The 23,260-nt window shown below is 62.7% G+C and carries 22 protein-coding genes; 8 read left to right on the forward strand and 14 right to left on the reverse strand.

Annotated features, from left to right (window positions below; all coding sequences use genetic code 11):
* Positions 1 to 2,418 (reverse strand): lysylphosphatidylglycerol synthase transmembrane domain-containing protein, encoded by a 2,418-nt coding sequence (locus tag G4D79_RS12535; protein WP_099698722.1) that lies wholly within the window; start codon positions 2,416 to 2,418, stop codon positions 1 to 3.
* 210 nt (positions 2,419 to 2,628) lie between these two features.
* Between G4D79_RS12535 and ppk2 the strand changes: the two genes are divergently transcribed.
* Positions 2,629 to 3,594, forward strand: coding sequence for a polyphosphate kinase 2 (gene ppk2 / locus G4D79_RS12540; protein ID WP_003940295.1), 966 nt, complete (start codon positions 2,629 to 2,631; stop codon positions 3,592 to 3,594).
* A gap of 13 nt (positions 3,595 to 3,607) precedes the next feature.
* Here ppk2 and mgrA read toward each other — a convergent pair whose 3' ends face one another.
* Positions 3,608 to 4,639, reverse strand: coding sequence for an L-glyceraldehyde 3-phosphate reductase (gene mgrA / locus G4D79_RS12545; protein ID WP_007733451.1), 1,032 nt, complete (start codon positions 4,637 to 4,639; stop codon positions 3,608 to 3,610).
* A 324-nt stretch (positions 4,640 to 4,963) separates the two neighbouring features.
* On the opposite strand from mgrA, the gene G4D79_RS12550 reads away from it, so the two are divergent.
* A complete protein-coding gene (locus G4D79_RS12550; protein ID WP_042451182.1) occupies positions 4,964 to 7,240 on the forward strand; it encodes a bifunctional SulP family inorganic anion transporter/carbonic anhydrase in 2,277 nt (758 codons plus the stop codon).
* 5 nt (positions 7,241 to 7,245) lie between these two features.
* On the opposite strand, the gene G4D79_RS12555 is transcribed toward G4D79_RS12550, so the two are convergent.
* Genes G4D79_RS12555 through G4D79_RS12565 form a run of 3 tightly spaced genes read right to left on the reverse strand, consistent with a single transcriptional unit; the run spans position 7,246 to position 9,906 of the window.
* The gene (locus G4D79_RS12555) at positions 7,246 to 8,589 is read right to left on the reverse strand and encodes a sensor histidine kinase KdpD (RefSeq protein ID WP_099698659.1); all 1,344 of its coding nucleotides are present in this window, start codon (positions 8,587 to 8,589) and stop codon (positions 7,246 to 7,248) included.
* Positions 8,586 to 9,290, reverse strand: a complete 705-nt coding sequence (locus G4D79_RS12560; RefSeq protein WP_003939853.1) for a response regulator transcription factor — start codon at positions 9,288 to 9,290, stop codon at positions 8,586 to 8,588. Before G4D79_RS12560 ends, G4D79_RS12555 begins: the two co-directional genes overlap by 4 nt.
* Before the next feature lie 40 nt (positions 9,291 to 9,330).
* Positions 9,331 to 9,906: a TetR/AcrR family transcriptional regulator gene (locus G4D79_RS12565; protein ID WP_029256004.1), complete on the reverse strand. Its 576-nt coding sequence runs from the start codon at positions 9,904 to 9,906 to the stop codon at positions 9,331 to 9,333.
* An 89-nt stretch (positions 9,907 to 9,995) separates the two neighbouring features.
* Here G4D79_RS12565 and G4D79_RS12570 point away from each other — a divergent pair, with 89 nt between their 5' ends.
* Complete coding sequence (locus G4D79_RS12570) at positions 9,996 to 10,991, forward strand: hypothetical protein (protein WP_099698660.1); 996 nt, start codon at positions 9,996 to 9,998, stop codon at positions 10,989 to 10,991.
* On the opposite strand, the gene G4D79_RS12575 is transcribed toward G4D79_RS12570, so the two are convergent.
* The gene (locus G4D79_RS12575) at positions 10,988 to 11,365 is read right to left on the reverse strand and encodes a DUF952 domain-containing protein (protein WP_003939721.1); all 378 of its coding nucleotides are present in this window, start codon (positions 11,363 to 11,365) and stop codon (positions 10,988 to 10,990) included. The genes G4D79_RS12570 and G4D79_RS12575 overlap by 4 nt on opposite strands.
* 76 nt (positions 11,366 to 11,441) lie before the next feature.
* Here G4D79_RS12575 and G4D79_RS12580 point away from each other — a divergent pair, with 76 nt between their 5' ends.
* Both G4D79_RS12580 and G4D79_RS12585 read left to right on the forward strand, forming a co-directional pair.
* Positions 11,442 to 12,029 (forward strand): TetR/AcrR family transcriptional regulator, encoded by a 588-nt coding sequence (locus G4D79_RS12580; protein ID WP_047270920.1) that lies wholly within the window; start codon positions 11,442 to 11,444, stop codon positions 12,027 to 12,029.
* A 10-nt stretch (positions 12,030 to 12,039) separates the two neighbouring features.
* Positions 12,040 to 13,386 (forward strand): deoxyribodipyrimidine photo-lyase, encoded by a 1,347-nt coding sequence (locus tag G4D79_RS12585; protein WP_099698661.1) that lies wholly within the window; start codon positions 12,040 to 12,042, stop codon positions 13,384 to 13,386.
* Positions 13,387 to 13,390: 4 nt separating this feature from the next.
* Here the strand turns inward: G4D79_RS12585 and G4D79_RS12590 are convergent, their stop codons facing one another.
* The 3 genes from G4D79_RS12590 to G4D79_RS12600 all read right to left on the reverse strand — a co-directional run bounded on the left by G4D79_RS12590 (position 13,391) and on the right by G4D79_RS12600 (position 15,735).
* A complete protein-coding gene (locus G4D79_RS12590; RefSeq protein ID WP_003939994.1) occupies positions 13,391 to 13,759 on the reverse strand; it encodes a VOC family protein in 369 nt (122 codons plus the stop codon).
* 156 nt (positions 13,760 to 13,915) lie between these two features.
* Complete coding sequence (locus tag G4D79_RS12595) at positions 13,916 to 14,362, reverse strand: hypothetical protein (RefSeq protein ID WP_047270917.1); 447 nt, start codon at positions 14,360 to 14,362, stop codon at positions 13,916 to 13,918.
* A 134-nt stretch (positions 14,363 to 14,496) separates the two neighbouring features.
* Complete coding sequence (locus G4D79_RS12600; RefSeq protein ID WP_003940229.1) at positions 14,497 to 15,735, reverse strand: MFS transporter; 1,239 nt, start codon at positions 15,733 to 15,735, stop codon at positions 14,497 to 14,499.
* Between the two features lie 113 nt (positions 15,736 to 15,848).
* Between G4D79_RS12600 and G4D79_RS12605 the strand changes: the two genes are divergently transcribed.
* Complete coding sequence (locus tag G4D79_RS12605; protein ID WP_099698662.1) at positions 15,849 to 16,439, forward strand: TetR/AcrR family transcriptional regulator; 591 nt, start codon at positions 15,849 to 15,851, stop codon at positions 16,437 to 16,439.
* On the opposite strand, the gene G4D79_RS12610 is transcribed toward G4D79_RS12605, so the two are convergent.
* Together G4D79_RS12610 and G4D79_RS12615 are read right to left on the reverse strand one after the other, a co-directional pair.
* Positions 16,397 to 17,017, reverse strand: coding sequence for a GNAT family N-acetyltransferase (locus G4D79_RS12610; RefSeq protein WP_042451481.1), 621 nt, complete (start codon positions 17,015 to 17,017; stop codon positions 16,397 to 16,399). The genes G4D79_RS12605 and G4D79_RS12610 overlap by 43 nt on opposite strands.
* A 57-nt stretch (positions 17,018 to 17,074) precedes the next feature.
* Entirely contained in the window at positions 17,075 to 17,659 is a 585-nt protein-coding gene (locus G4D79_RS12615; protein WP_030535389.1) for a TetR/AcrR family transcriptional regulator, read from the reverse strand.
* A gap of 87 nt (positions 17,660 to 17,746) precedes the next feature.
* Between G4D79_RS12615 and G4D79_RS12620 the strand changes: the two genes are divergently transcribed.
* Positions 17,747 to 18,133, forward strand: coding sequence for a DUF1304 domain-containing protein (locus tag G4D79_RS12620; protein ID WP_099698663.1), 387 nt, complete (start codon positions 17,747 to 17,749; stop codon positions 18,131 to 18,133).
* Between the two features lie 7 nt (positions 18,134 to 18,140).
* On the opposite strand, the gene G4D79_RS12625 is transcribed toward G4D79_RS12620, so the two are convergent.
* The 3 genes from G4D79_RS12625 to G4D79_RS12635 form a co-directional block, all read right to left on the reverse strand.
* Positions 18,141 to 18,650 (reverse strand): hypothetical protein, encoded by a 510-nt coding sequence (locus G4D79_RS12625; protein WP_235808376.1) that lies wholly within the window; start codon positions 18,648 to 18,650, stop codon positions 18,141 to 18,143.
* 302 nt (positions 18,651 to 18,952) lie between these two features.
* Entirely contained in the window at positions 18,953 to 19,798 is an 846-nt protein-coding gene (locus G4D79_RS12630) for a mycofactocin-coupled SDR family oxidoreductase (protein WP_214514240.1), read from the reverse strand.
* A 92-nt stretch (positions 19,799 to 19,890) separates the two neighbouring features.
* Positions 19,891 to 21,807, reverse strand: coding sequence for a propionyl-CoA synthetase (locus G4D79_RS12635; protein ID WP_003940009.1), 1,917 nt, complete (start codon positions 21,805 to 21,807; stop codon positions 19,891 to 19,893).
* 179 nt (positions 21,808 to 21,986) lie between these two features.
* Between G4D79_RS12635 and G4D79_RS12640 the strand changes: the two genes are divergently transcribed.
* The gene (locus tag G4D79_RS12640) at positions 21,987 to 23,258 is read left to right on the forward strand and encodes an MFS transporter (RefSeq protein WP_099698664.1); all 1,272 of its coding nucleotides are present in this window, start codon (positions 21,987 to 21,989) and stop codon (positions 23,256 to 23,258) included.
* Positions 23,259 to 23,260: the final 2 nt, after the last annotated feature.

A 23,260-nucleotide genomic window follows, 5' to 3' on the forward strand; every position in this document is an offset into this window, starting at 1 on the left:
TCAGACCATGTCGTTCTTCTGCAGCCACCGCAGTGTCGGCCAACCGCAGAACACCGGGAGCCAGCAGGTCAGCACTCGGTAGAGCAGGACCGACGGGACCGCGATGCTTGCCGGCAGTCCGAATGCGGACAGACCACCGATGAGGGCGGCCTCGACGGCTCCGACGCCACCCGGTGTCGGAGCCGCCGAGGCGAGCGTCCCACCGATCATCGTCACGATGGTGACGGTGATGAACGTCGTTCCGCCGCCGAATGCTTCGACGCTCGCCCACAGAGCCAGGGCGGCACCGAGAGTTGTTGCGGCGCTGCCGCCCACGATGATGAGGAAGCGCGTGGGATTTCGCGCGAGTTGGCTCAGTTCACCCAACACCTCGGTGATCTGAGGACGCAGATCGTCGCGCAGCCACCCACGGAGTTTCGGGATGAACATGAATGCACCGAGAACTCCGAGCGCGACGCCGCCCGCCAGGTACAGAACAGTGGATCCCGGGATGAAGTGCGAGAGGTTCGTATCACGTCCGGCGACGATCGAGAAGAAGATCAGCAAGCCGACGTGGGTGACCACCTGAACCGTCTGTTGCAGCGCGACTGCGGCCGTTGCACGGACGGTACCGAGCCCGCCCTTCTGCAGGAACCGCACGCTCAGCGCGAGCCCGCCGACTCCGGCCGGAGTTGTCGTCGCCGCAAAGGTGTTGGCCACCTGCATGATCAAGAGGTTGCGGTAACTGACCATCGACGACGCACAGGCCCACAGGGCCGCTGCCGCGCCGACGTACGTCAGTGCGGAGACGCCGAGGCCGAGCAGTGCCCACCACCAGTTGGCCGTCTTCAGTTCGGTGATGAACGCGGGGACCTGGCTGATGAAGGGGTAGGCGACGTAGACCAGACCGATGAGCAGAACGAGCTGGATCAGCTGGTTGCGACTGAATCGGGTGACCTGTGCGGGAGCGACCTTTTCGATCCCGTTCTTGGCACCGACCTCGTCTCGGATCTCGGTCATCAGTTTCGCGGAATCCGTGACCGTCCGCCGAATTCGGTTGGGCAATGCAGCGGTGGTCAATCGGCCGGAGGCGGCGAGAATCGTGTCTGCGCCTTGCGCTCGAATCGCGGCGTCCACCGCTGCATCGACCCCGAACAATGATGCGGTGGCGAAGAGAAGTTGTGCGTTGTCGGACTGCATCTGAACTTCGGTGGCGCCGAATTCGGAGTACGCGTACCCGCCGAAGAGGATGGTTCCGCCTTCGACACGAATCTCGGAAGCGCGCAGGTCGCCGTGCGCCATCTGGTGCACGTGAGCGGTATGCAGTGTTTGCCACAGCGCGTCGATCAGTTTGGTGGATTCTTCCTCGCCCGCCTGGTTCTCGACGGCGACGGCAAGGGGGATGCCACGAGGACTCGGGCGCGCGTACATCTCCCACCCGCGATCGAGTACCGAGATTGCGACGGCCTTGGAACTGGCCAGACCGATGTCGGCGAACGCGATACCCATGAGCGCTCGGTGTTCGACGGCGCGACGAAGTGATCCGTAGGGCGGCGGAGTTTCACGGTTCCGGAACGAGATCCAACGGAACGTCTGTCGAATTGCTCCGCTGCTTCGCTGGTTCTGTCCGTACAACTCGACGACGAGTTCGTCGAAAGGTTCGTCGTCCGGTGCTTGGTGGATGGCTGCGGACATGACAAGAGGCCCGATTCCCGAGGGACTCACGACGCGGAACGCGGTGACGCGGTAACCGCGCCGCGCGAGTACGCGTACCGCCGAGTCCAACGGCACTTCGAGGGCAGGGGTGCCGACGGCGAGAACGATCACCGCGCCGATCAGGTAACCGACGGCGAGACCCAGCATCGATCGTGCGGGAACGATCGAGCTGACGATCAGATGGATGGGAGCGAAGAGCAGAAGCAGCGTCCACCAGGCTCGTCGCCACTTCTTCGGAAGCCACGGGCCCGAGACGGTGAGCACCGCCGCGAGCATCGCGATCCATCGCGGATCGTCGAGGAATTGAGACAGGAAGGTGGCGTCGAGTCGGTCCGGCACGTCGAGGTGCCATTTCGGTGCCGCCAGGCCTGTTCCGGTGAAGGACAGCGCGACACCGGCGCACAGGCCGGCGGCGGCGTATCCGGCCAGCAACTTCCACCGGCGCCCGACGATCAGGCCGATCAGGATGGCGAACGGTAGCGCCAGAATTGCGATGCCGTAGAGCAGGTACACAGTGTCGGACAGGCTCGGCGAGAGAACACCGACGATGTTGGACACCGACGTTTCGAGGGCGTCCCACTGACTTCGAGTGATCAGAGATCCCGCGATCACGCCGCCGAGCAGCACAGCAGCGATCGCAACCCGCATGATGTCGCTCGTACGGCGGTGCAGTGGTGGCAGGAGGCTTCCCGTTACCGGGATCTCCCGTCCGTCTACTCGCATCTCGCCAGAACTCTCTTCTCTCGGGGTTACCGACCGTCTCAGTTACCTCGATCAAGGTACCGCGTGAGGGTTCGGCGACTGGGAAGCCGGACCTGTCGTTACCTCCTCGATGCCAAGCAACATTCTCTTCGGACCCGCGGGAGCGGGCTTCGGCGCGTAAAATTCACTTTCCGGACGTTCGTTCATTTCGACGACAGGGAGTGCGTATTCATGAGCCCCGACGCCAGCGGTGTGGACGGTCGGGTTCCTGACCTGCCGACCCCGTCGACCAGAATTTCCGTAACCGAGGATTACGCGGCCGAGATCGACGAGCTGTCGAGTCTCAAGCACAAGCTCGGCGTGCTGGAGCCTTCGGAGTTCGCGGATGCCTGGAAGCAGGGCTATCCGTACGAGAAGAAGATGTCGCGCCGCGAGTACGAGCGGAAGAAGCGGCGTCTGCAGATCGAGTTGCTCAAGCTGCAGCTGTGGGTCAAGGAAACCGGTCAGAAGGTGCTCATCATCTTCGAAGGTCGCGATGCTGCCGGTAAGGGCGGGTCGATCAAGAGATTCACCGAGCATCTCAATCCCCGTGGAGCCCGCGTGGTCGCGCTCGAGAAGCCCACCGACATCGAGCGGACGCAGTGGTATTTCCAACGCTATGTCGCACACCTACCCAGCGGCGGCGAGATAGTGATGATGGACCGGTCCTGGTACAACCGCGCCGGCGTCGAACGAGTGATGGGTTACTGCACGCCGACGCAGTATCTCGAGTTCATGAGAGAGACCCCGGACTTCGAGCGGATGCTCGTCAACTCCGGGATTCATCTGCACAAGCTGTGGTTCTCGGTCAGCCGCGAAGAGCAGTTGGCGCGGTTCGCGGCCCGCCGAACGGACCCGGTGCGTCAGTGGAAGCTCTCACCGACCGATCTGGCTTCGCTCGACAAGTGGGACGACTACACCCAGGCCAAGGAAGCCATGTTCTTCTACACCGATACCGGGGATGCGCCCTGGACGGTGATCAAGAGCAACGACAAGAAGCGCGCTCGCCTCGAGGCGATGCGTCACGTGCTCGCCAGCTTCGACTATCCCAACAAGGATCACCGGGCTGTCGGTACTCCGGATCCCTTGATCGTCGGGCCGGCGTCGGCCGTATTCGAAGAGGGCGAGCACGTGAACGTGGAGTTGCCTCAGCTCTAGCGCAGGTGATCGCTCAGATCGAACTGGCCTCTGCCCACAGATTGATGCCGCTGTCCTTGGCGTGCTGATCTATGGAGGCCAGTTCGGCTGCGCTGAATTCGAGATTGTCGAGCGCGCCGACGTTGGCTTCGAGTTGGGCGACACTGGACGCACCGATCAGTACCGAGGTGACCCGCGAATCGCGGAGTGCCCAGCTCAGTGCCAGCTGAGCCAGCGACTGGCCGCGGTCTGCCGCGATGTCGTTGAGCGCGCGGATGTGGGTGAGAGCGTCGTCGGTCAACCACGACGGATCCAGTGACTTACCTTGAGCTGCACGGGAATCCTCGGGGACGCCGTTCAGATAGCGATCGGTGAGCATGCCTTGAGCGAGTGGTGAGAACGCGATGACTCCGACGCCGAGATCGTCGACAGCCGACAGCAGGTCCTGCTCTATCCAGCGGTTCAGCATCGAATAGCTCGGCTGGTGGATCAAGAGCGGAACCCCCGCAGCGGCGAGCAGTGCGGCGATTTCACGGGTGCGCTCCGGCGAGTACGAACTGATACCCGCGTACAGGGCCTTGCCCTGCTGGACAGCGCTGATCAGGGCGCCTGCGGTCTCGTCGATCGGAGTTTCGGCGTCAGGGCGATGGCTGTAGAAGATGTCGACATAGTCGACGCCGAGTCGTCCGAGCGACTGATCGAGGGACGACAGCAAATACTTGCGGGACCCACCGAATCCGTAGGGGCCGGGCCACATGTCCCAGCCGGCTTTGGACGAGATGACCAATTCCTCGCGGTACGAAGAGAAATCCTCACGCAGGATCCTGCCGAAGTTCGTCTCGGCGCTTCCGTACGGGGGTCCGTAGTTGTTCGCAAGATCGAAGTGGGTGATTCCGAGATCGAATGCCCGCCGCAGAACTGCGCGCTGGTTCTCGATCGGTACGTCGTCGCCGAAGTTGTGCCAGAGGCCCAGCGAGATGGCCGGGAGTTTGAGACCGCTCCGACCGGTTCGGCGGTACGGCATGGCTTCGTAGCGGTCCTGCGCGGCGACGTACTGATCGGACATGGTGCCTGCCTTCACATCGTTGTGTCTGCGGTTGAGCGTTCACTCCCGACCATTATCGCCGACGGCGCTCAGGTGTGCCGGCCGCTGGAGGTGTGTCAGTCAAAATGCTTGCGGTTTAAAGCAATTCGATCGATCTTTTGGACCGATGTTCAGGTTCGAGTCACAGTGCCGGGCGGCGGTGACGTCGACCACGTCTGGGCTCGCATCTAAGGGAACGGTAAGGAATCGCGGTTACCATGGTCACAGTCGATCGGCGATACCGATCGCCGATTCGCTTCGAACATGTTGCCCAGCAGCCGGATCCGGGGTCCGGCGAGGAGATCTATGTCGACGCAGTCCGTAGTGCACGCTCAATCATCCGCAGACGAGAGCGTCGTGGGGGATTCGTCTCCGCCGGGTGGTGGAAGCCGGCGATATCTCGAGCAACTGATCAGATACGACGTGCCGGCGTCGCTGGTCGTATTCCTGGTGGCGCTTCCCCTGTCATTGGGAATTGCGATCGCCTCCGGGGCGCCGATCATGGCAGGTCTGATCGCCGCAATCGTCGGCGGAGTGGTGGCCGGAGCTGTGGGAGGTTCACCGCTGCAAGTCAGTGGTCCCGCAGCCGGCCTGACCGTGGTGGTCGCCGAACTGATCGGCAAGTTCGGGTGGAAAGTCACCTGCCTGATCACCGTCGGCGCCGGAATTCTGCAGATCGTGTTCGGGCTCAGCCGAATTGCCCGTGCGGCGCTGGCTATTGCTCCAGTGGTGGTGCATGCGATGCTCGCCGGTATCGGCATCACCATTGCGCTACAACAGGTTCACGTGTTGTTGGGTGGAAGCTCGGCCAGCTCGGCGCTGGACAATCTACGGCAGTTGCCCGCGCAGATCGGTGCCTTGCATGTCGAGGACCTGATGATCGGACTCGTCGTCATCGCCACCCTTCTCGGGTGGCGCTATCTCCCTGCCGGTGTCCGCAAGGTTCCGGCGGCGTTGGTGGGCATCGTATTGGCAACTCTCGCTTCGCTGGCGCTGCCGATCGACGTCGAGCGTATTGCTCTCGACGGATCTTTGCTGGACTCGATCGGACTCCCCGCTCTGCCCGACGGCCAGTGGCTCGGCGTCGCAACCGGCATCCTGACCATCGCCCTGATCGCCAGTGTGGAGAGTCTGCTCTCGGCCGTGGCCGTGGACAAGATGCACTCGGGCCCGCGGTCGAACTTCGATCGCGAGATGCTCGGCCAGGGCACCGCGAACATGGTGTCCGGGGCCATCGGCGGCCTTCCGGTCACCGGGGTGATCGTGCGCAGTGCGACCAATGTCGAGGCCGGGGCGAAGTCCCGCGCGTCGTCGATCATGCACGGCCTGTGGATTCTGCTGTTCTCGGCTGCGCTCGCCGGGTTGGTCCAGCAGATTCCGAAGTCTGCACTGGCCGGACTGTTGATTGTCATCGGTATTCAACTGGTCAAGCTGGCGCACATTCGGTTGGCGCGACGGACCGGTGATCTGTGGGTGTACGGCATCACGGTGGTCGGCGTCGTGTTCTTGAATCTGCTCGAGGGCGTCCTGATCGGGTTGGCGCTGGCCATCGCCCTCCTGGTGTGGCGTGTCATCCGCGCAACTGTCACCGCAGAAGAGTTGGGCGACAACGATTCCGGGAAGTGGCGCGTCCTGGTCGAAGGCTCGTGCACCTTCCTGGTGCTGCCCAAGCTGACGTCGGTGCTCGCCGGACTCCCACCGCGGTCGGACGTCACCGTCGAGCTGTCTGTCGACTTCCTCGACCATGCCGTCTTCGACGTCATCGAAGAGTGGGCGAGGCAGTACGAGTTGGCAGGTGGTTCGGTGGTCATCGACGAAGTCGGCTCGGTGAGTATGGAGAGCGCGACCACCGGTCCGCCGAAGCGCGGCGCCGCAGTCACCGACCTGCGCGGCTTGCTCGCGCCGTGGGGCAGTTGGCAACCACAGGCTTCGGGGAGGAATCTGAGCAGCCCGCCGGCCTTGCGGCCCATTCTCGACGGGGTGTCCAACTATCATCGCCATCGCGCCGAAGCGATACGGCCGCACATGGATCAGTTGCGCGACGGGCAGAATCCCGACTCCCTTTTCCTTACCTGCGCAGATTCGCGAGTGGTGCCGAACATCATCACGAGCAGTGGCCCCGGCGACCTGTTCACCGTGCGCAATGTCGGAAACCTGGTTCCTGCCGGCGGCCGCGATACGTCGGTGGAAGCGGCACTGGCCTTCGGGATCGACGAGTTGGGTGTCAGCTCGGTGGTCGTGTGCGGACATTCGGGCTGCGGCGCGATGCAAGCACTCCTGACGAACGGTTCGTCGGAATCGGGAGTCGTCGGGGAATGGCTGCGGCATGCGGAGACGAGCTTGCAGGCCTATACGAGTGGCCATCCGGTCGCGCGTGCTGCGGCCGAGGCAGGTTTCTCGGAGGTCGATCAGCTCGGAATGGTCAATGTCGCAGTCCAATTGCAGACTCTCGAACGCCATCCTCTCGTCGGTCAGGCCCGTGTGGATGGTCGCCTGCGTATCGCCGGACTGTTCTTCGACATCGGCTCGGCTCGGGTCATCGAAGTGACAGCGTCAGGGATCGGCCAGTTGATCGAGACCTGAAGGGGCTATTCGGGTCCGGGCTGATCCCTGAGTTCGACCAGCAGGCGAGCCCCGCCGAGTGGACTGTCGTGAAATGTCGTCCGTCCGCCGTGCAGGGCCGCCTGCTGCGCCACCAGCGCCAGGCCCAAACCGGAGCCTGTCTTGCCTGCCGTCGATCCGCGAGTGAAGCGCTCGAACAAGCTCGAGCGTTCCTCGGCCGGTATTCCGCAACCGTTGTCGTCGATCGTGATCGTGACGGTGTCCGGTGAATCTGCCGGGCGAGCGAGGGTGATGCGCACCGCGCTCGCGCCGCCGTGGCGGACTGCATTGGTGACCGCGTTGTCGAGGATCAACCGGATTCCGCCGGGAAGGGCCCGGATGCAATAGGGGAGTGGGGAATCCACCGTGACGACGCCGACGTCGAGCCCAGGATGATGTCGGCGTGCGTCGTCGGCAGCGATGTCGCAGACCTCGGTCAAATCGGTGTCCTTGAAATCCTCGGCCGTCGAGAGTTCACCCTTCGCCAGGCGCTCGAGGTCTCTCAGAGTTGACTCGACGCGGCCCTGCGCGCGGGCCAGATCTGTGAGGATCTCGCGTCTTTGTTCGTGATCGAGGTCGTGAATGGACAACACTTCGATGTCGGTTCGCATTGCTGTCAACGGAGTTCGGAGTTCGTGAGCCGAGGCGGACGCAAAATCTCGGGCGGCGGCAAGGGCGGAGTTGGTTGCGGCTTGCGCTCGAGCGACGTCGCTGAGCATCGATTCTGCTGCTGCGGCAAGCTCGTCCGCTTCACGGATTCCGGAAACCTCGGTGGCGAGATCGGGATCGCGCCTGGCGATCCGGCGGGTCAACTCCACGAGGGGGCGCACCGCCGGGCCACCGAACAACCATCCCAACGCAGCTGCGGCCGCTACGGCCCCGACGCCGAAGAACGCAACCTGTCGCTGTTGGTCGACTGTGATGTCTCGCGCTTCGGCATAGGGAACCGCCAGCGAGACAAGGGCATTGATCCCGTCGGCCTCGGCGGTATATGCCCGGTACTTCGTACCGTCCACGTCGACGGTCGCCGAGCCGACCGGTAGTTCGGGCAGTCGCGTCGGAGTACTGGATTTGACGGTTCCGTCGGTATCGGAGCGGATGGTCACGGAAAAGGCGCCGCCGTCTCCGAACGCGCCGAGAAAAGGTCCCGCTGTTGCAGCATTGGCCACGATGACCGTCGATGCCGTCTCGAGTCGGCGGTCCAATTGCGCTAGATTATTTCGTGCGATAGCCAGTGCAACGACCACACCGAGTGCGATGACGATGAACGTCGCCCCCAGTGCCGCGGCCGCGGCAACGCGAGTTCGTAGTGAGAAGCGGCGACGCTTCACGGGTTCTCCCGAAGCACGAACCCGACGCCGCGAACGGTATGCAGCAGACGAGGTGAACCACCGGATTCGAACTTTCGACGCAGATAGCCGATGAAGACGTCCACGACGTTCGTGTCGGCGACGAAGTCGTAGCCCCACACCAGTTCGAGGAGACGTTCGCGAGTGAGCACGATGCCGGAATTGTGTGCGAGCACTTCGAGTAGCTCGAATTCGCGTTTGGTGAGTGGTACTTCCTTGCCGTCGACACGAACCCGGCGACCGGAGAGATCGATGTCGAGGTTTCCGACCCGCAGGGTATTCGTACCCTCGGAGTGATCGCCGGCCGGAGTGTTGCTGCGACGGAGCATTGCGCGGATCCGGGCAACCAGTTCGGCAAGAACAAACGGTTTGACCATGTAGTCGTCTGCACCGGATTCGAGCCCGGCGATGCGATCGTCGACCGAGTTGCGCGCACTGAGCACGCAGATCGGGATTTCGTTGCCGGCGGCACGAAGCGCCGTCACCACACCGGTGCCGTCGAGCACCGGCATGTTGATGTCGAGGACTACCGCGTCCGGTCGCTTGTCGGAGATCACTCGGAGCGCGTCGGCGCCGTCCACCGCCGTCAGTACGGTGAATCCCGAGAGCCGCAATCCGCGTTCGAGTGAGGTCAGGACGTCTGCGTCGTCGTCGACTACGAGGATTTTCGGTATCTCGGTCACAGCCCCATTGTGCCTTGCCTGGTACGTCGGGTTTCGCCGATCAGACCGGCAAGTCGGTACCGTCCGGACGCAGGCCGGCCATGAACACCGCGACCAACCGCGGGACCAGGTTCGGCATGGCCTCGTCGGACAACTCGATTTGCGGGCGCGTCAGTTTGGCCAGAGCCATGACGAATTCGAGCGGTTGCAGATCGGCGCGAACCAGTCCGGCGCTCTGAGCGGCGCCGATCGTCGCGGTCATCTTCGTTTTCGTCACCTCACGCACCGCCAGAACTTCGGGCGCCAGCTCGGTGAAACTGCGTTCCACCAGTGCAGGAATGAGCGCACCCAGGCGCAGTTCCACGAGGCGGTCCACCAGCGTGTGCCACGCGTTTGTCGGATCGGTGGACATTGCCGTGAGTGCGATGTCGGCAGCCTCGCGGACATCGGTCAGTGTTGCGACGGCGACGGCGGTCACGAGGTCCTCGCGCGTCGGAAAGTTTCGATACAGCGTGGCGATGCCCACTTTCGCGAGTTCTGCGACTGCATCGAGCGGCGCGTCGTGCCCGCGTTCGGTGAACACCGCTCGTGCGGCGTCGACTATTGCGTTTCTGCGTTCACGTGCATCGGCTCGCACATCCACCTCCGGTATTGACAGTTCATCATAACCGGAGGAATATCTTCCACAAATAGTGGAGGAAAAACTTCCACTTAGGGAGGGTAGTTATGAACGCCGAAGTCGAAGCACGGGACCGCAAGAAGTTGGTGGCTGTGGTGTTGGGCTTGTCCGCCGTGATCGGGCTGATGCTGCTTGCCTTCGTGCTGCCCTCGGTCAACAGTGGCCCGCACGAACTGAAGTTGGGCATCACCGGTCCAGCTGCGGCAACCGAACAGATCAGCACCTCGCTCGAGGCGAGTAAGCAAGGCGCCTTCGATACTCGAGAATTCGCCGACGCCGACGCCCTGCGTGACGCGATTCGGAATCGCGACGTGGTCGGCGGAATCGCCGTTGATGCCAACGGTCCTCACGTGTTGATCGCGACTGCAGGCGGAACCCCGATCGCCCAGACCCTGACCGGGGTGGCCAACGGCCTCCCGGAGGCCTCGGGGGCAAAGGTGCCCGTCGAAGACGTTGTGCCGCTGACTGCGGACGACCCGACCGGTGCTGGGCTCACGGCATTGGCCTTGCCCTTGGTGTTCGGCGGAATCATGCCCGCTGTTGTTCTCGTGCAACTGTTTCCGCGTAGCATCGTCAAGCGAGTGTTGGGCGCTGCCGGCGTCGCGGTGGTCGCGGGTTTTGCACTGACTGCCATTCTGCAGTTCGGCACCAACAGTCTTGACGGAAACTACCTGCTCACCGCGCTCGCACTCACCATGGGCATGTCGGCCATCTCGCTTCCCATTTTGGGGCTCGAATCCCTGCTCGGGATGAAGGGGTTCGCGTTGGGCGCCGTCACGATGATGTTCATCGGAAACCCACTCTCGGGGATGGCGACAACTGCCGCGTGGTTGCCCGCAGGCTGGGGCGCATTGGGGCAGCTGCTCCCACCTGGCGCCGCAGGAGCATCCGTCCGTTCGATGGCGTTCTTCGACGGCCATGGCGCCACCACGCCACTTCTGGTGCTGGTGTGCTGGATTGCCGTCGGGATCGCGCTGTGCGTGGCTGCCGGCCGGAAGAAGGCGTCTGCGCCGGTTATCGAACCGGAGGCTGCGCTGGTCTAGCCGGCGCAGCTTGCGTACGGGGTCAGGTCGGGAATCGGCCAGACCCCGTCAACGCGTTCCACGGCCAGTTCGGCGACCACGGTGTCCTCGTCCATCGGTAGAGGTCGGAGGATTCGGGGCTTTTCCGCCTCCCATTCGACGTCGATGCCCGCGGAGGTCAGGGCGTCCTGATCGATGACGGCGACGACCAGCGGCAATGTGAGGTCGCCGAACACCAGATCGAGCACCGAAGCGAGTGCGTCCGGGGTCGTTGCGCGAATGAATCCTGCCTCGTCGTAACTGATTCCGCGCGTCGAGACCTCGTACTCACCGAAACGCTTGCATGCTTCCCAGTCGTCGGCGATGGCGACGTGGACGAGTCGTTGTCCGGTCATGCAGTGCTCCTGTAGTATTCGAATTAATGAAACGTCAACGTAGCATTAATTCACCGGCACGGTAACAGGGGACTTGATGGAGCAACCGCGCAGACGTGGGAGAACCAGTGACGCCGAGCGCGCCGAACGACGCAACGAGATTCTCGACGTCGCTGTCGACTCGTTTCGAGATGTCGGGTTCGCCCGAACTACCATCGAGGGCATTGCCACGGTGGCCGGCGTCGCCAAGCGCACCGTGTACAGCTACTTCGGCGACAAGTCTGCGGTCTTTGCAGCTGCGGTTGCGCGTCAGCACGCGTACGTCGACAATGCCGGCGAGGGTCAGTCCGACCTGCTCGCCGCTGCAGTGGACATCGTCATCGCCCTGCACAGCGACAACTCGATTGCGCTGCACCGCATGATGATCGGCGAGGCAGTGCAGTTCCCTGAATTGGCCGCAGCGTTCTACGAATCCGGCCCGGCCAAGTCGATTGCCTTTCTGGAGAAGATATTGATCGATCAGCACGGCCAGAAGGCTGCGCTGTGCGCGGATCAGTTGTACACCTTGCTGCTCGGGGAGGAGCACCGGCGGCGACTGCTCGGGCTCACCTCCGAACCGACAGCCGAAAGAGCGGCGCAACTGGCGGCCCGCGCGGTGGGATGCGTTCTGAGATCTGATCGGTAGGCTCGACTGGGTGAGTAACTCTGTGATCTGGTTTCGACGCGATCTGAGGGTCGGTGATCTTCCGACTCTGACTGCAGCGGCGGATGCCGGCGGACAGACGTTGGGTTTGTTCGTCCTCGACGAGAAGTTGCTCGGACCGGCAGGCTCACCCCGCCAGAATCAACTGTTCGCCAACTTGTCGGCACTCGACAACCAGCTCGACGGACGATTGATGGTTGTTCGAGGTGATCCGGCAGACGTGGTGCCCCGCGTGGCGGAATCCGTTGGCGCCGAAGAAGTTCACATCAGTGCCGACTACGGGCCCTACGGCCGACGGCGCGACGCGGCCGTGGCCGAGAAGGTGGAGTTGATCGCCACCGGGTCACCATATGCCGTGGCGCCCGGACGCGTCACCAAGGCGGACGGTGATCCGTACAAGGTGTTCACGCCGTACTTCCGTCAGTGGATGGAACATGGTTGGCGGGGCCCCGCGTCGACCGATGCGGGGACGGTCCGTTGGTTCGATCCGAGCGAGAAGGACGGTGGCCCGCGCCGGGTGAGTATCCCCGCGCCGTCCGGCACCGTCAGCGATGTCGTCGGTGAGGCCGGTGCGCTCGAACAGTGGAAAGAATACTGCGAGAACGATCTTGACCGGTACGACGACGAACGAGATCGACCCGACCTCGACACCACGAGTCGGATGTCGATCCCGCTCAAGTACGGCACGATTCATCCGAGAATCATGTTGGCAGATCTCTCCAAGCGACTCGGAGACGGCGCTCAGGCGTACCGTCGCCAGCTTGCTTGGCGAGACTTCTACGCAGACATCCTGTTTCAGCGCCCCGACAGCGCGCGGAAGAATTACGACGACAAGTTCGACCGTTTACGTCACGACGGGGGAGTCGACGCAGACGCCGCCTTCACGGCCTGGTGTGAAGGCAAGACCGGCTTCCCGATCGTGGATGCCGGCATGCGGCAACTCGCCGCAGAGAACTGGATGCACAATCGGGTCCGAATGATCGTCGCGTCATTCCTGGTGAAGGACCTGCACATTCCGTGGTGGCGCGGCGCACGCTACTTCATGTCGCAACTGGTGGACGGTGACTTGGCCTCCAATCAGCACGGGTGGCAGTGGACTGCCGGGTCGGGTACGGATGCTTCGCCTTTCTTCCGCGTCTTCAACCCGATCACGCAAGGGGAGAAGTTCGATCCCGACGGCACATACGTCCGTCGGTGGGTCCCCGAACTTCGCGATGTTCCCGGGAAGGCCGTCCACTCGTTGAAGGCGATGCGCCCGGTCGACTACCCGGACCCGATCGTCGATCACGCGCACGAGCGTGAGGAAGCCTTGCGCCGGTACGGCGAGATCAAAGGCTGAGTGCTCAGTGATCTGCGGGCGCTACGCGGACGCGGTTTCCGTCCAGATCTGAAATGACGAACGTCAGACCGAAGACATCTTCGTTGGGTTCTTCGACGACCTCGACTCCCTTGGCCACCCACTCGTCGTGGATCGCCCGAATTTCGTTGCTCCCACCGTCGACCAAGATGCCGACTTCGAAATTGCGCGGTGTCGCGGGATCGAGGTCGCGGGACTTGCCGCTCCACAGTGCAAGGACCACACCGCCGCCGAGGTCGAAGGTCATGTACCGAGGGCTGAGGACCTCAGGCTTCGCGTCGAACAATTCGCCGTAGAACGCTGCTGCGGAGGCGGCATCGCTGACGTAGATCAGAAACTGGTTGGGTAGTCGCACTGTGGTTTTCCCTCTCCCGTTGATTTTCGGGCCACCGGCAGCGGGGCGTGTGCCTGGTCGTGCGGGGCTGCGTTCAACAATCCCCGCGCGCCGGACGAATGTCCAAGAACAAGTGCGTCTGAGTGGCAGATGGATTACTTATGACGACTGCTGCAGTCACACCACACTGAGGTGGTACCCGACGCTCAGGTTCGGGTAGTAGCCGTCGATGTAGCTCGAGATGAAGTAGTGATCAGGGTCGGTGGTGCGAGTTCCGTCGGTGTCGAACTGCGGATAGTCGTTGGCCATGAAGACTGCTTGTCCGCCGTCGGGAGTGGAATAGACGACGTCGACCGTCAGGCCGCGCGGGTCCTGGTTGTATGCCGTGACGATCTCGGTCTCGTGAGGCGCGAGCGACTGGCGTGGGCTCTGCATCCACTGTCCGTAGGGGTTGTCGGCGCCTTCGAGATGAATTGTCTGTTCGGTGTCGTTGCTGATCGTCATCGTGATGCTGTTGCCGGTTGTGGGAAGGGTTCCGGCACTGGCGATTCCGCTCAATCCCAAAGTGAGGGCGCCGGCGGCCAGAGCTGTGATTGCGGCAACTACGTAGCGTGGGTTCGTCATCGTCGGTGTCCTTTGTCCGGGTGAGCGTTCGGTTGGCTCTCTCGAAGACAACTATGTCGGAGCAGATCGATGTCGTATGTCCACTCCCCGGACCCTGTGCAGGCGGAACGGTGTGTCCACCGATCGGGGGACACCTACTCCGACACCGAGACGGCTTCGACCTTTCGCTCGCCGGTGACCAGCAGTCCGATCAGTGCGGCCGCCGCGAGCACCATGACGAGTGCGCCGTAGCCACGCGTCGTATCCACCAATCCGACCTTGCCGACCAGGTAGCCGGCCAGCAAGGCGGGAAGACTGTTGGCCAGATATGCGATGACGTAGACGGTGGACAACAAACCCGCGCGTTCGTGGTTCTCGGCCAGCGGCATGACGGTGAGGATAGTTCCTTGGAATCCTGCTCCGAAGCCGATACCTGCAACAGCCGTACCGACCAGAATCAATACGGCAGAGGATGTTTCAGCACCGATGAGTGTGACGGCCACCCCGAGCACCAAGGCGGTGGTTCCGATCAGCATCACGGTCCGGCCGCCGAGTTTGCGGAAGGTGAGTACTGCTGCCGCTCCGAATCCTGTCAGTGTTGCGACCATGATGGCACCGATGAGGGAGCTGTGAACGTCAAGTGCGTTGCGCGCCAATGCAGGTCCGAGTGAGAGGTAGAAACCTCCCAGTGCCCAGACCGCGATCAGGCACGGTGCGGTCAGGGCAATCATCGTGCGCGCCTGACGAGGAACGGCCAGTGTGGGGCGCAGGGACTGCCAGGCTCCGGGGCGTCCGCCCGAAGTCTCGGGAGCGGCCCATACTCCGAAGATCTCGAGAATGACAAGCACGAGAAGGACCAGGTAGACAGTGCTGGTGGGCCGGGGCAGGTGCTCGCTGATGAGGCTCGAACCCACTGCTCCGACTGCAAGCCCCATCGTCGGAGCGACGCTGTTGATGATCGATCCTCGACCCGGAGTGCGTTCGAGGTCGATCAATGCCGAACCCAGAGCACTGATTGCAGCGCCGGTGGCAACACCCTGTACGACCCGGGCGATGAGCAGGATGGTCAACCCGTCGGCCGAGGCGAACAGCGCGAGCGAGACTGCCTCGAGCGCGAGTGCTCCGAGCAGGACCGGGCGCCTGCCGATGTGATCGGACAGGGATCCGGCGGTCAGGAGCGTGGCGAGCAATGCGAGAGCGTAGATGCCGAACACGAGCGTCGACGCGAGCGAGGAGAATCCCCACAACTGTTGATAGTGCTCGTACAACGGTGTCGGGGTCGCGGATGCGCCCAGGAACGTGGCGATGATGACGGCGATGAGTGTGAAAGCGACGCCTCGCCCAAGGCGTGGGCGTGAAGTGCTCTCGGTCTGTGGTGAAACGGTCGTTGTCATTGTCGTAGCGCTTCCCGTGCGGGTGGTGAAGACTTCAAACGCAAATACTTTGCGTTTGGGACGCTACGCCTGGCCGTAGCCTAATGCAACATCTTTGCGTTAGTATTGGATTTATGAGTCCGTCCGCAGGTCCGCGCCCCGGTGGCCGTAGTGCGCGCATCCAACAGGCCGTGCATGCGTCGGCGCGCAAGTTGTTGGAACAGCGTGATCGAGCCGAGATCACGGTGCCGATGATCGCGACCGATGCGGGAGTGACCCCGTCGACCATCTATCGGCGGTGGGGTGACATCAACGAAGTCTTTGCCGACGTCTCGATCGAGAGATTGCGCCCGGACGCCGACCCGCGTGAAACGGGCTCGCTCCGAGGGGATCTGACGATTTGGGCGCAGGAGTACCTCGAGGAGATGTCTGCACCTGTCGGTCGTGCTTCGTTGCGTGACGTGTTGATGAGCGACGATCAGACGCATGCACCGGACGGTACGAAGAAGTTCAAGTGTGCCTTCTTCTGTCGGACGCAGATCGACCTGATCCTCGCGCGTTGGCCGGAAGCTGCCGGCGTGGATGGTGATTCGGTGGTCGACCATGTAGTGGCGCCGATCATCTACCGAATTCTGTTCGACCTCGAACCGGTCGTGCCGCAGCGAGTTGCGGAATTGGTGGATCAGACGCTTGCCCTCGCGGCGCGAGTCGTTGCCGAAGGCTGATCGCTACGTAGTCGGGCGTGGACGTGCATGTCGTGCCAGCCGTCGGCGTGCCTGGCGGAGCTTCGTCGAACACCTTCTTCGCTGAACCCTGCTTTGGTGGCGACTCGGCACGATCGTGGGTTGTGGATCGAGTGCTCGAGTTCCAGTCGATGAAACCCCGCTTCGCGGAATGCCCACTCGGACAGTGCGGTTACAGCCTGGGTGCACAGTCCGCGGCCGCGCGCCGCTGGGGTCACCCAATACGCGAGCTCGGCAGTGCCGTCCCACAAATTCACCCCCTTTGCTGCGATTCGACCGAGGAGTTCATTTGTCTCGGGAGCGGCGATCGCCCAATGGCATTCGGATTCGCTTGCCCACCCGTCTCTCCACTGGGTGAGCCAACCCCGTGCTTCGTCGATCGAGTCGGCGCGGCGGATGTGCCAACGCTGAATCGACGGATCGCGAAAGGCTTCCATGACGGCCGGTGCGTCGTCGCGGGTCCAGGGTCGGAGAATCGCGAAAGTCCCGACGTGGATCGAGGGTTGGTCCATTCCCCGGAGATATCCAGCGGCGATAGCGGGCGTGGTCAACTTGGGCACGTGAAGCATCATCGCCTACCCGCCTGATGGCGGGCGATGGCGTGAGCTTTCCGGTCATTATCCCTGCCACTCTGCGTTCAGTCGGCGCGCAGATTCCAGAGTTGCGATGGCCTCTTCGGTGTCAACTCGTGCGAGTACCAATGCACTTACCGTGCAGGAGAGAAGGATTCGAGTGCGATCTGAGAGCGTGGCGTCTGTCTCGGTTGGAAACGCGGCGTGTAATCCACTGTTGATCGCGTCGGCGAGTTCTCGGCGGTACGCGCGGATCACTGCGGCCGCCGCATCGTCGTGCGCGCCGAGTCCGGCAGCCGTATTGAGAAGTAGGCAACCGCGCCGAGGCGAGTCGGCGGTCATGGTGCCGATTGCTTGCGCAAGCGAGGAAAGGTAGTCGTCGACTGCGTCTGCCCCGGGATTTGTCGTGAGGCTGCGCAGACGTGGCCGGATGACATGGTCGAGGTACATCTGCACGGCGGCGTCGAACAATCCGCGCTTGTTGGTAAACGAGTTGTAGAGACTTGACCGACTCAGCCCCGTCGCGGATTCGAGGTCGCCGAGTGAGGCACCTTCGTATCCGCGTGCCCAGAAAACGTCCAAAGCGGCAGCGACCACGGCTGTTGTGTCGAATTCTTGTGATCTGCCCATCAAAGCCTCGCTCTTTCTGTATCGTTCGGTCCAGTATATATTGGACCGAACGATACAGAATTCACACGAAGCAACAGGAGCTTACCGATGAACGTCGCCGGCTACATCTTCGCGGGACTGGCCGCAGCAGTGCACGTGTACATTTTTGTCCTCGAATCGATTCTCTGGACGGCCCCGAAGACCCGCGCCACGTTCGGCGTGAAGTCCGAGGAAGAGGCGATCGCCACGCAGCCGCTCGCCTTCAACCAGGGCTTTTACAACCTTTTCTTGGCGATCGTGTCGGCGGTCGGCATCGTGATTGCGGCGACCGGCTCCGCGTCGGTCGGAATTGCCCTCGTACTGGCAGGCACAGGATCGATGGTTGCCGCGGGATTGGTGCTGATTCTCTCGTCTCCCGACAAAGCCCGCGCAGCCGTCGTACAGATGCTTTTCCCAGCTATTGCCGTTGTTCTGCTGGTAATCCACCTGCTTTGAGTGGTCTCTATCCGCCGCCGAGCACCAGTGATTCGATCAACGCAAAAGCCCCGTTGAGTGCTCCGCAATCGAAGGCTTCGGCCAGGGCGTAACCGATGACAAGTTCGTCGTTGCTCGGCGTACTCGACCAGACTGCGTCGGTCTGTCTGGGATCGGATTCCTCGTTCTTGGAGAAGTGCCCGATCCGCAATCCGTCGCGGGTGAATGCACTGTTCGCGTCGTCGACTGGGGCGAAGTTCAAACTCACGCCGTCGACGAGTGCCGAGACAGAGTACGAGCGACGGGACAGAAACCCTTTGCCGACAGTGAGTTCGACTTCGTCGCCACCGACAGTGAAGAACAAGTCGGCGGCGGCGCGCGTTCCGATGGGTGTGCCTTCACGGCGCGGGGCATCGACTCGACGCGTCAACAGAGCGTGTGAGTTGCCGTTTCGGACGTCGACGACCCCCGTGTCGACATCGAACGAGATCTCGACTTTTCCGTGAATCGGGTCCATTACGGCGTATTTGACCGTCACTGTGCCTACCCCCTGTAAGTGTGAACTCGGGTCCATAATACGTGGTGGGAGCGTTGCCCAGTATGCCCGAATCCAAAAAAAATAGTGCCGAATGACGCGCGTTTGCGGCCAAATGCTTCTACGCTGGGTCTTGGGTTTGTTGCGCATCCCACAACGGTTTTTCCCACACCAGACGAGGAGCGCCTATGAGGTTGTCGACTACTTGTTCTGTTGCTACGAAGGCTTGATCAAGCCGGAATTGCCTCTGCCGGATGGTGCTCGAGACCCATCCGGCAGAGGCAATTCTGCATCAGTTCGGGCCTTCAGTCGCCGGCGAATTTTTCCGAGGTGCCGAGATCGATCGGCAACGCGATGCCGGTGATCCCGCGCCCGGCCGGCCCCACCAGATAGAACACCGCATCCGCAATCACTTCGGGGTCGACCCACGGGTGGGGCAGCAGATTCAGCTTCGACATGATCGGAGCGGTATCGGCGAGGACAGGATTCTCCAAGTCTGGACGGAACGCACGAACCATCGGTTCGTTGTCGATCATCGTCGTTCGCACATTGCCCGGGTGTACGGAGTTGACTCGGATGTCCGCCCAGCCGAGTTCGTTGGCCAGAGACTTCGCCAACCCCCGAACGGCGTGCTTGGACGCGGAGTAATGTGCAATCCCCGGCACGCCTCGAAGCCCGGCCATCGAGCTGATCAACACAATGGATCCACCTCGATTGCCGTTCATGATGTGCGGAATCGACACCTTGGTCGTCAACCAGACGCCGGTGACGTTGATGTCCATCAGCTCGCGGAACTCTTCGGCGCTCAGGTCCCAGGACAATTTCGCCGACGCCGCGATTCCCGCGTTGGCGATCACGATGTCCAGTCGGCCGAGTTTCTCGACTCCGGCGTCGACCGCTGATTTCAGGGCATCGAGGTCGCGAGTGTCCGCGACGGATGCGACGATACGCCGGCCCTGAGCTTCGACCAGGGCGACGGTCTGGGCGAGGTCGGCTTCGGTGGCCATGTCGTACCCCGCCGTTGCGACCGGCGCGCAGAGATCCACCGCGATGATGTCCGCGCCCTCGGACGCGAGCTTGACGGCATGCGCGCGCCCTTGACCACGCGCCGCTCCGGTGATGAATGCGACCTGACCGTCCAAATTGCCCATCGAACTTCCCCTGCCCGTGTGAATCGCCGAAACTGGAACGTGTTCATACTGCTACGTCCGGAGGCAGACAGACAGGGGAATTCGCTGAATCCTTATCCGCGAAGGAGTTTGGACAACTCGTCCAATACGCTCGCGTCCTCGATGGTCGACGGGACCGTGTACTCCTCGTTGTCGGCGATCTGCCGCATGGTCTTGCGGAGGATCTTGCCGGAACGAGTCTTCGGTAGTGCGGCGACGACGGTGACGTCCCGGAACGTGGCGACGGCACCGATCTGGTCTCGCACCCGCGCGACCAGTTCTTGTCGGAGTGTTTCGGGATCGATGTCGACGCCGGACTTGAGCACGACATAACCGCTCGGCCGTTGCCCCTTGAGTTCGTCGTGAATGCCGATGACCGCGCATTCGGCGACAGCCGGGTGGCCGGCGACGACGGCCTCCATGCTTCCGGTCGAAAGGCGATGTCCGGCAACGTTGATCACGTCGTCACTTCGTCCGAGCACGAAGACGTAGTTGTCCTCGTCGATGTACCCGGAGTCGCCGGTGAGGTAATAGCCTTCGAAAGTCGACAGGTAGGACTTCACGTACCGGTCCTCGTCACGCCACAGTCCGGCGAGTGTTCCGGGAGGAAGCGGCAGGCCGATCACGATGTTGCCCTCGGTGCCCGGACCCACGAGTTCGCCCTTGCCGTCGACGATTTCGACGCGGTATCCGGGGCAGGCGACGGTGGGTGAGCCCGCTTTGATCTCCATGGGTTCGAGGCCGCGCAGATTCGCGCAGATGGCCCAACCGGTTTCTGTCTGCCACCAGTGATCGACCACCGGGCGATCGAGAATCCGAGTAGCCCACTCGTAGGTGTCGGGATCCAAGCGCTCGCCGGCCGCGAACAGTGTGTCGAGCGACGAGATGTCGTACTTGGCAAGCTCTTTTGCGTCCGGGTCGGCCTTGCGGACCGCGCGGATCGCTGTCGGAGCGGTGAAGAGTGCCGACACGTTGTATTCGGAAATGATGCGCCAGAACGCACCGGCGTCGGGGGTGCCGACGGGCTTGCCTTCGTACATGACCGTCGTGGCTCCGGCGAGCAACGGTCCGTAGACGATGTAGGAGTGGCCGACCACCCAGCCGACGTCGGAGGCGGTCCACCACACCTGTCCTGGGCTGATGTCGTACAGATTCTTCATGGTCCACGTCAGCGCAACGGCATGGCCACCGTTGTCCCGGACGACGCCCTTGGGCTTACCGGTCGTTCCCGAGGTGTAGAGGATGTAGAGCGGATCCGTCGCGGCGACCGACACCGGGTCGGCCGGGGTGGCGTCGGCGATCAGCTCGTCCCAGTCGAACCAGGCTGCGGCACTTGACTTGTAGTCGGAAGCTGCACCGGGAATCTGCTCGCGATTCTTCACGATCACGGTGTGCGCGGGAGTGGCGGACAGTTGCAGAGCCTTCTCGACCATCGGCAGGTACTCGATTGTTCGTCCGGGTTCGAGGCCGCCGGACGCCGTCACGAGCACCACTGGACCGGCGTCGTCGATACGGGTTGCGAGCTCCTTGGCCGCAAAGCCGCCGAACACCACCGAATGCACCGCGCCGATTCGCGCACACGCGAGCATCGCGATCGCAGCCTCGGGGATCATCGGCATGTAGATGATCACGCGGTCGCCCGCCACCACACCCTGATCTTTCAAGACGCCGGCGAAGAGTGAGACCTGCTCGAGCAATTCGGCGTAGGTGTACGTGGCCTTGGTGGGGACCATCGCGGAGTCGAAGATCAACGCGGTCTGATCGCCGCGGCCGTCGCGGACGTGCCGATCGAGGGCATTGAAGCTGGTGTTGAGCGAAGCATCCGGGAACCAGCGATAGATCGGCGCGGCAGAGTCGTCGAGAGCCTTGGTGGGCGCGACATCCCAGTCGACGGCCCGCGCAGCGTCGAGCCAGAACTTCTCCGGCTGATCCATGCTCTCGCGATATGCGTCGGCATACGTGGTGTGGGACGCCTGCTCGGAAGAGCTCATCGACGTGTGTCCTCTCGTGAACTTCGTTTACCGGTGACCTGAAACACCTTAGGTCACCGTCAGTGCGGTGCGCCTCAGTAGCGGTGGGGGTACCGTCCCTTTGCGCCGGGCGGGCCTGTCCCGTCGGCCAGTGGCGCGCAGGGGTGGGATAGGGCAGGGACTGAAAGGGGGGGATCGATGTGACAGGTGCAGCGCAACGCGCAGGCTTCTGGGGAGTCCTCGCTCTGCGTGACTTCCGACTTCTGTGGACCGGCGACGCAGTCAGCGGTATCGGAAACGGTGTCACGACCGTCGTACTGCCGCTGATCGCGCTTCGCGAACTGGACGCGAGTAGCTTCCAGATCGGTGTGCTGGCATCAGCAGTGTGGTTGCCGTGGTTGATCGTCGGACTACCAGCCGGTGCCTGGATCGACCGGCTGCCTCGGCGCCCGATCATGATGATCGCGAACGCTGCGTGCGCGCTGTTCTTCGCGAGCCTCGCGATCGCCGGCTTCCTGGAGGCGATGACATACGGCCACCTGCTCCTGGTCGCGCTGCTCACCGGTACAGCCACCGTCTTCTTCCAGGCGGCCTATCACTCGTATCTCCCCACGGTGCTCGCCGAAGCGGATCTTGTCGAAGGGAACTCGAAGATTCAGGGCGCTGAGGCCGCAACTCGGGTGATCGGCCCAAGCGTCGGTGGGCTGGTGGTTGCAACTGTCGGGCTCGCGGCCGGTCTGGTTGTCGACGCGTTCACGTTCGCCTTCTGCTTTGTATGCATCTGGCTGATTCGTGTGCAGGAGACCGTCCATCGCGGACAGAATCAGCGAGAACCGTTGCGACGCCAGATTGCGCTCGGACTGCGATTCGTCGCCGGTGATCCGTATCTGCGGTCGATCGTCGTCTACGGCACTCTGCTCAATTTCGGTCTCACCGGGTACTCCACGATCCAGATCGTGTTCCTGGAAAAGACGCTTGGCGTGGGGGAGTTCGGACTCGGGCTTCTCTTGGCGATTGCCGGGGTGGGCGGAATTGTCGGATCGATGATCGCGCGCCCGCTCGGCCGCAGATTCGGCACTGCCCGAAGCGTTCTCATCTGTCAGTTGGTGACGGGACCGTTCATCCTGTTAGCACCTCTGACGACGTACGGTGCCGGCCTGTTCTGGTTCTGCATCGGCGGCATGGTGATGGTTGTGGGCGTCGTGTCGTGCAACGTGGTGCTCGGCAGTTTCCGTCAAAGTTACTGTCCGCCGGACCGCCTCGGACGAGTGGTGGCAACGAGTATGTTCCTGCTGCACAGCAGCATTCCGCTCGGTGCGCTGACGGCAGGCTACCTCGGCGACGCAGTGGGACCGCGCGGGACGATGTGGATCATGGCCTGCCTGATCGCGCCGTGCGGATTGGTCCTGCTCTTCAGCCCGCTCCGCGGGATCCGCGATCTACCGAGTCGGCCTGCGGTCCCACTGCGGTAGAG

The organism is Rhodococcus sp. WY5 (assembly GCF_018588185.1).
Classification (GTDB): domain Bacteria; phylum Actinomycetota; class Actinomycetes; order Mycobacteriales; family Mycobacteriaceae; genus Rhodococcus_F; species Rhodococcus_F qingshengii.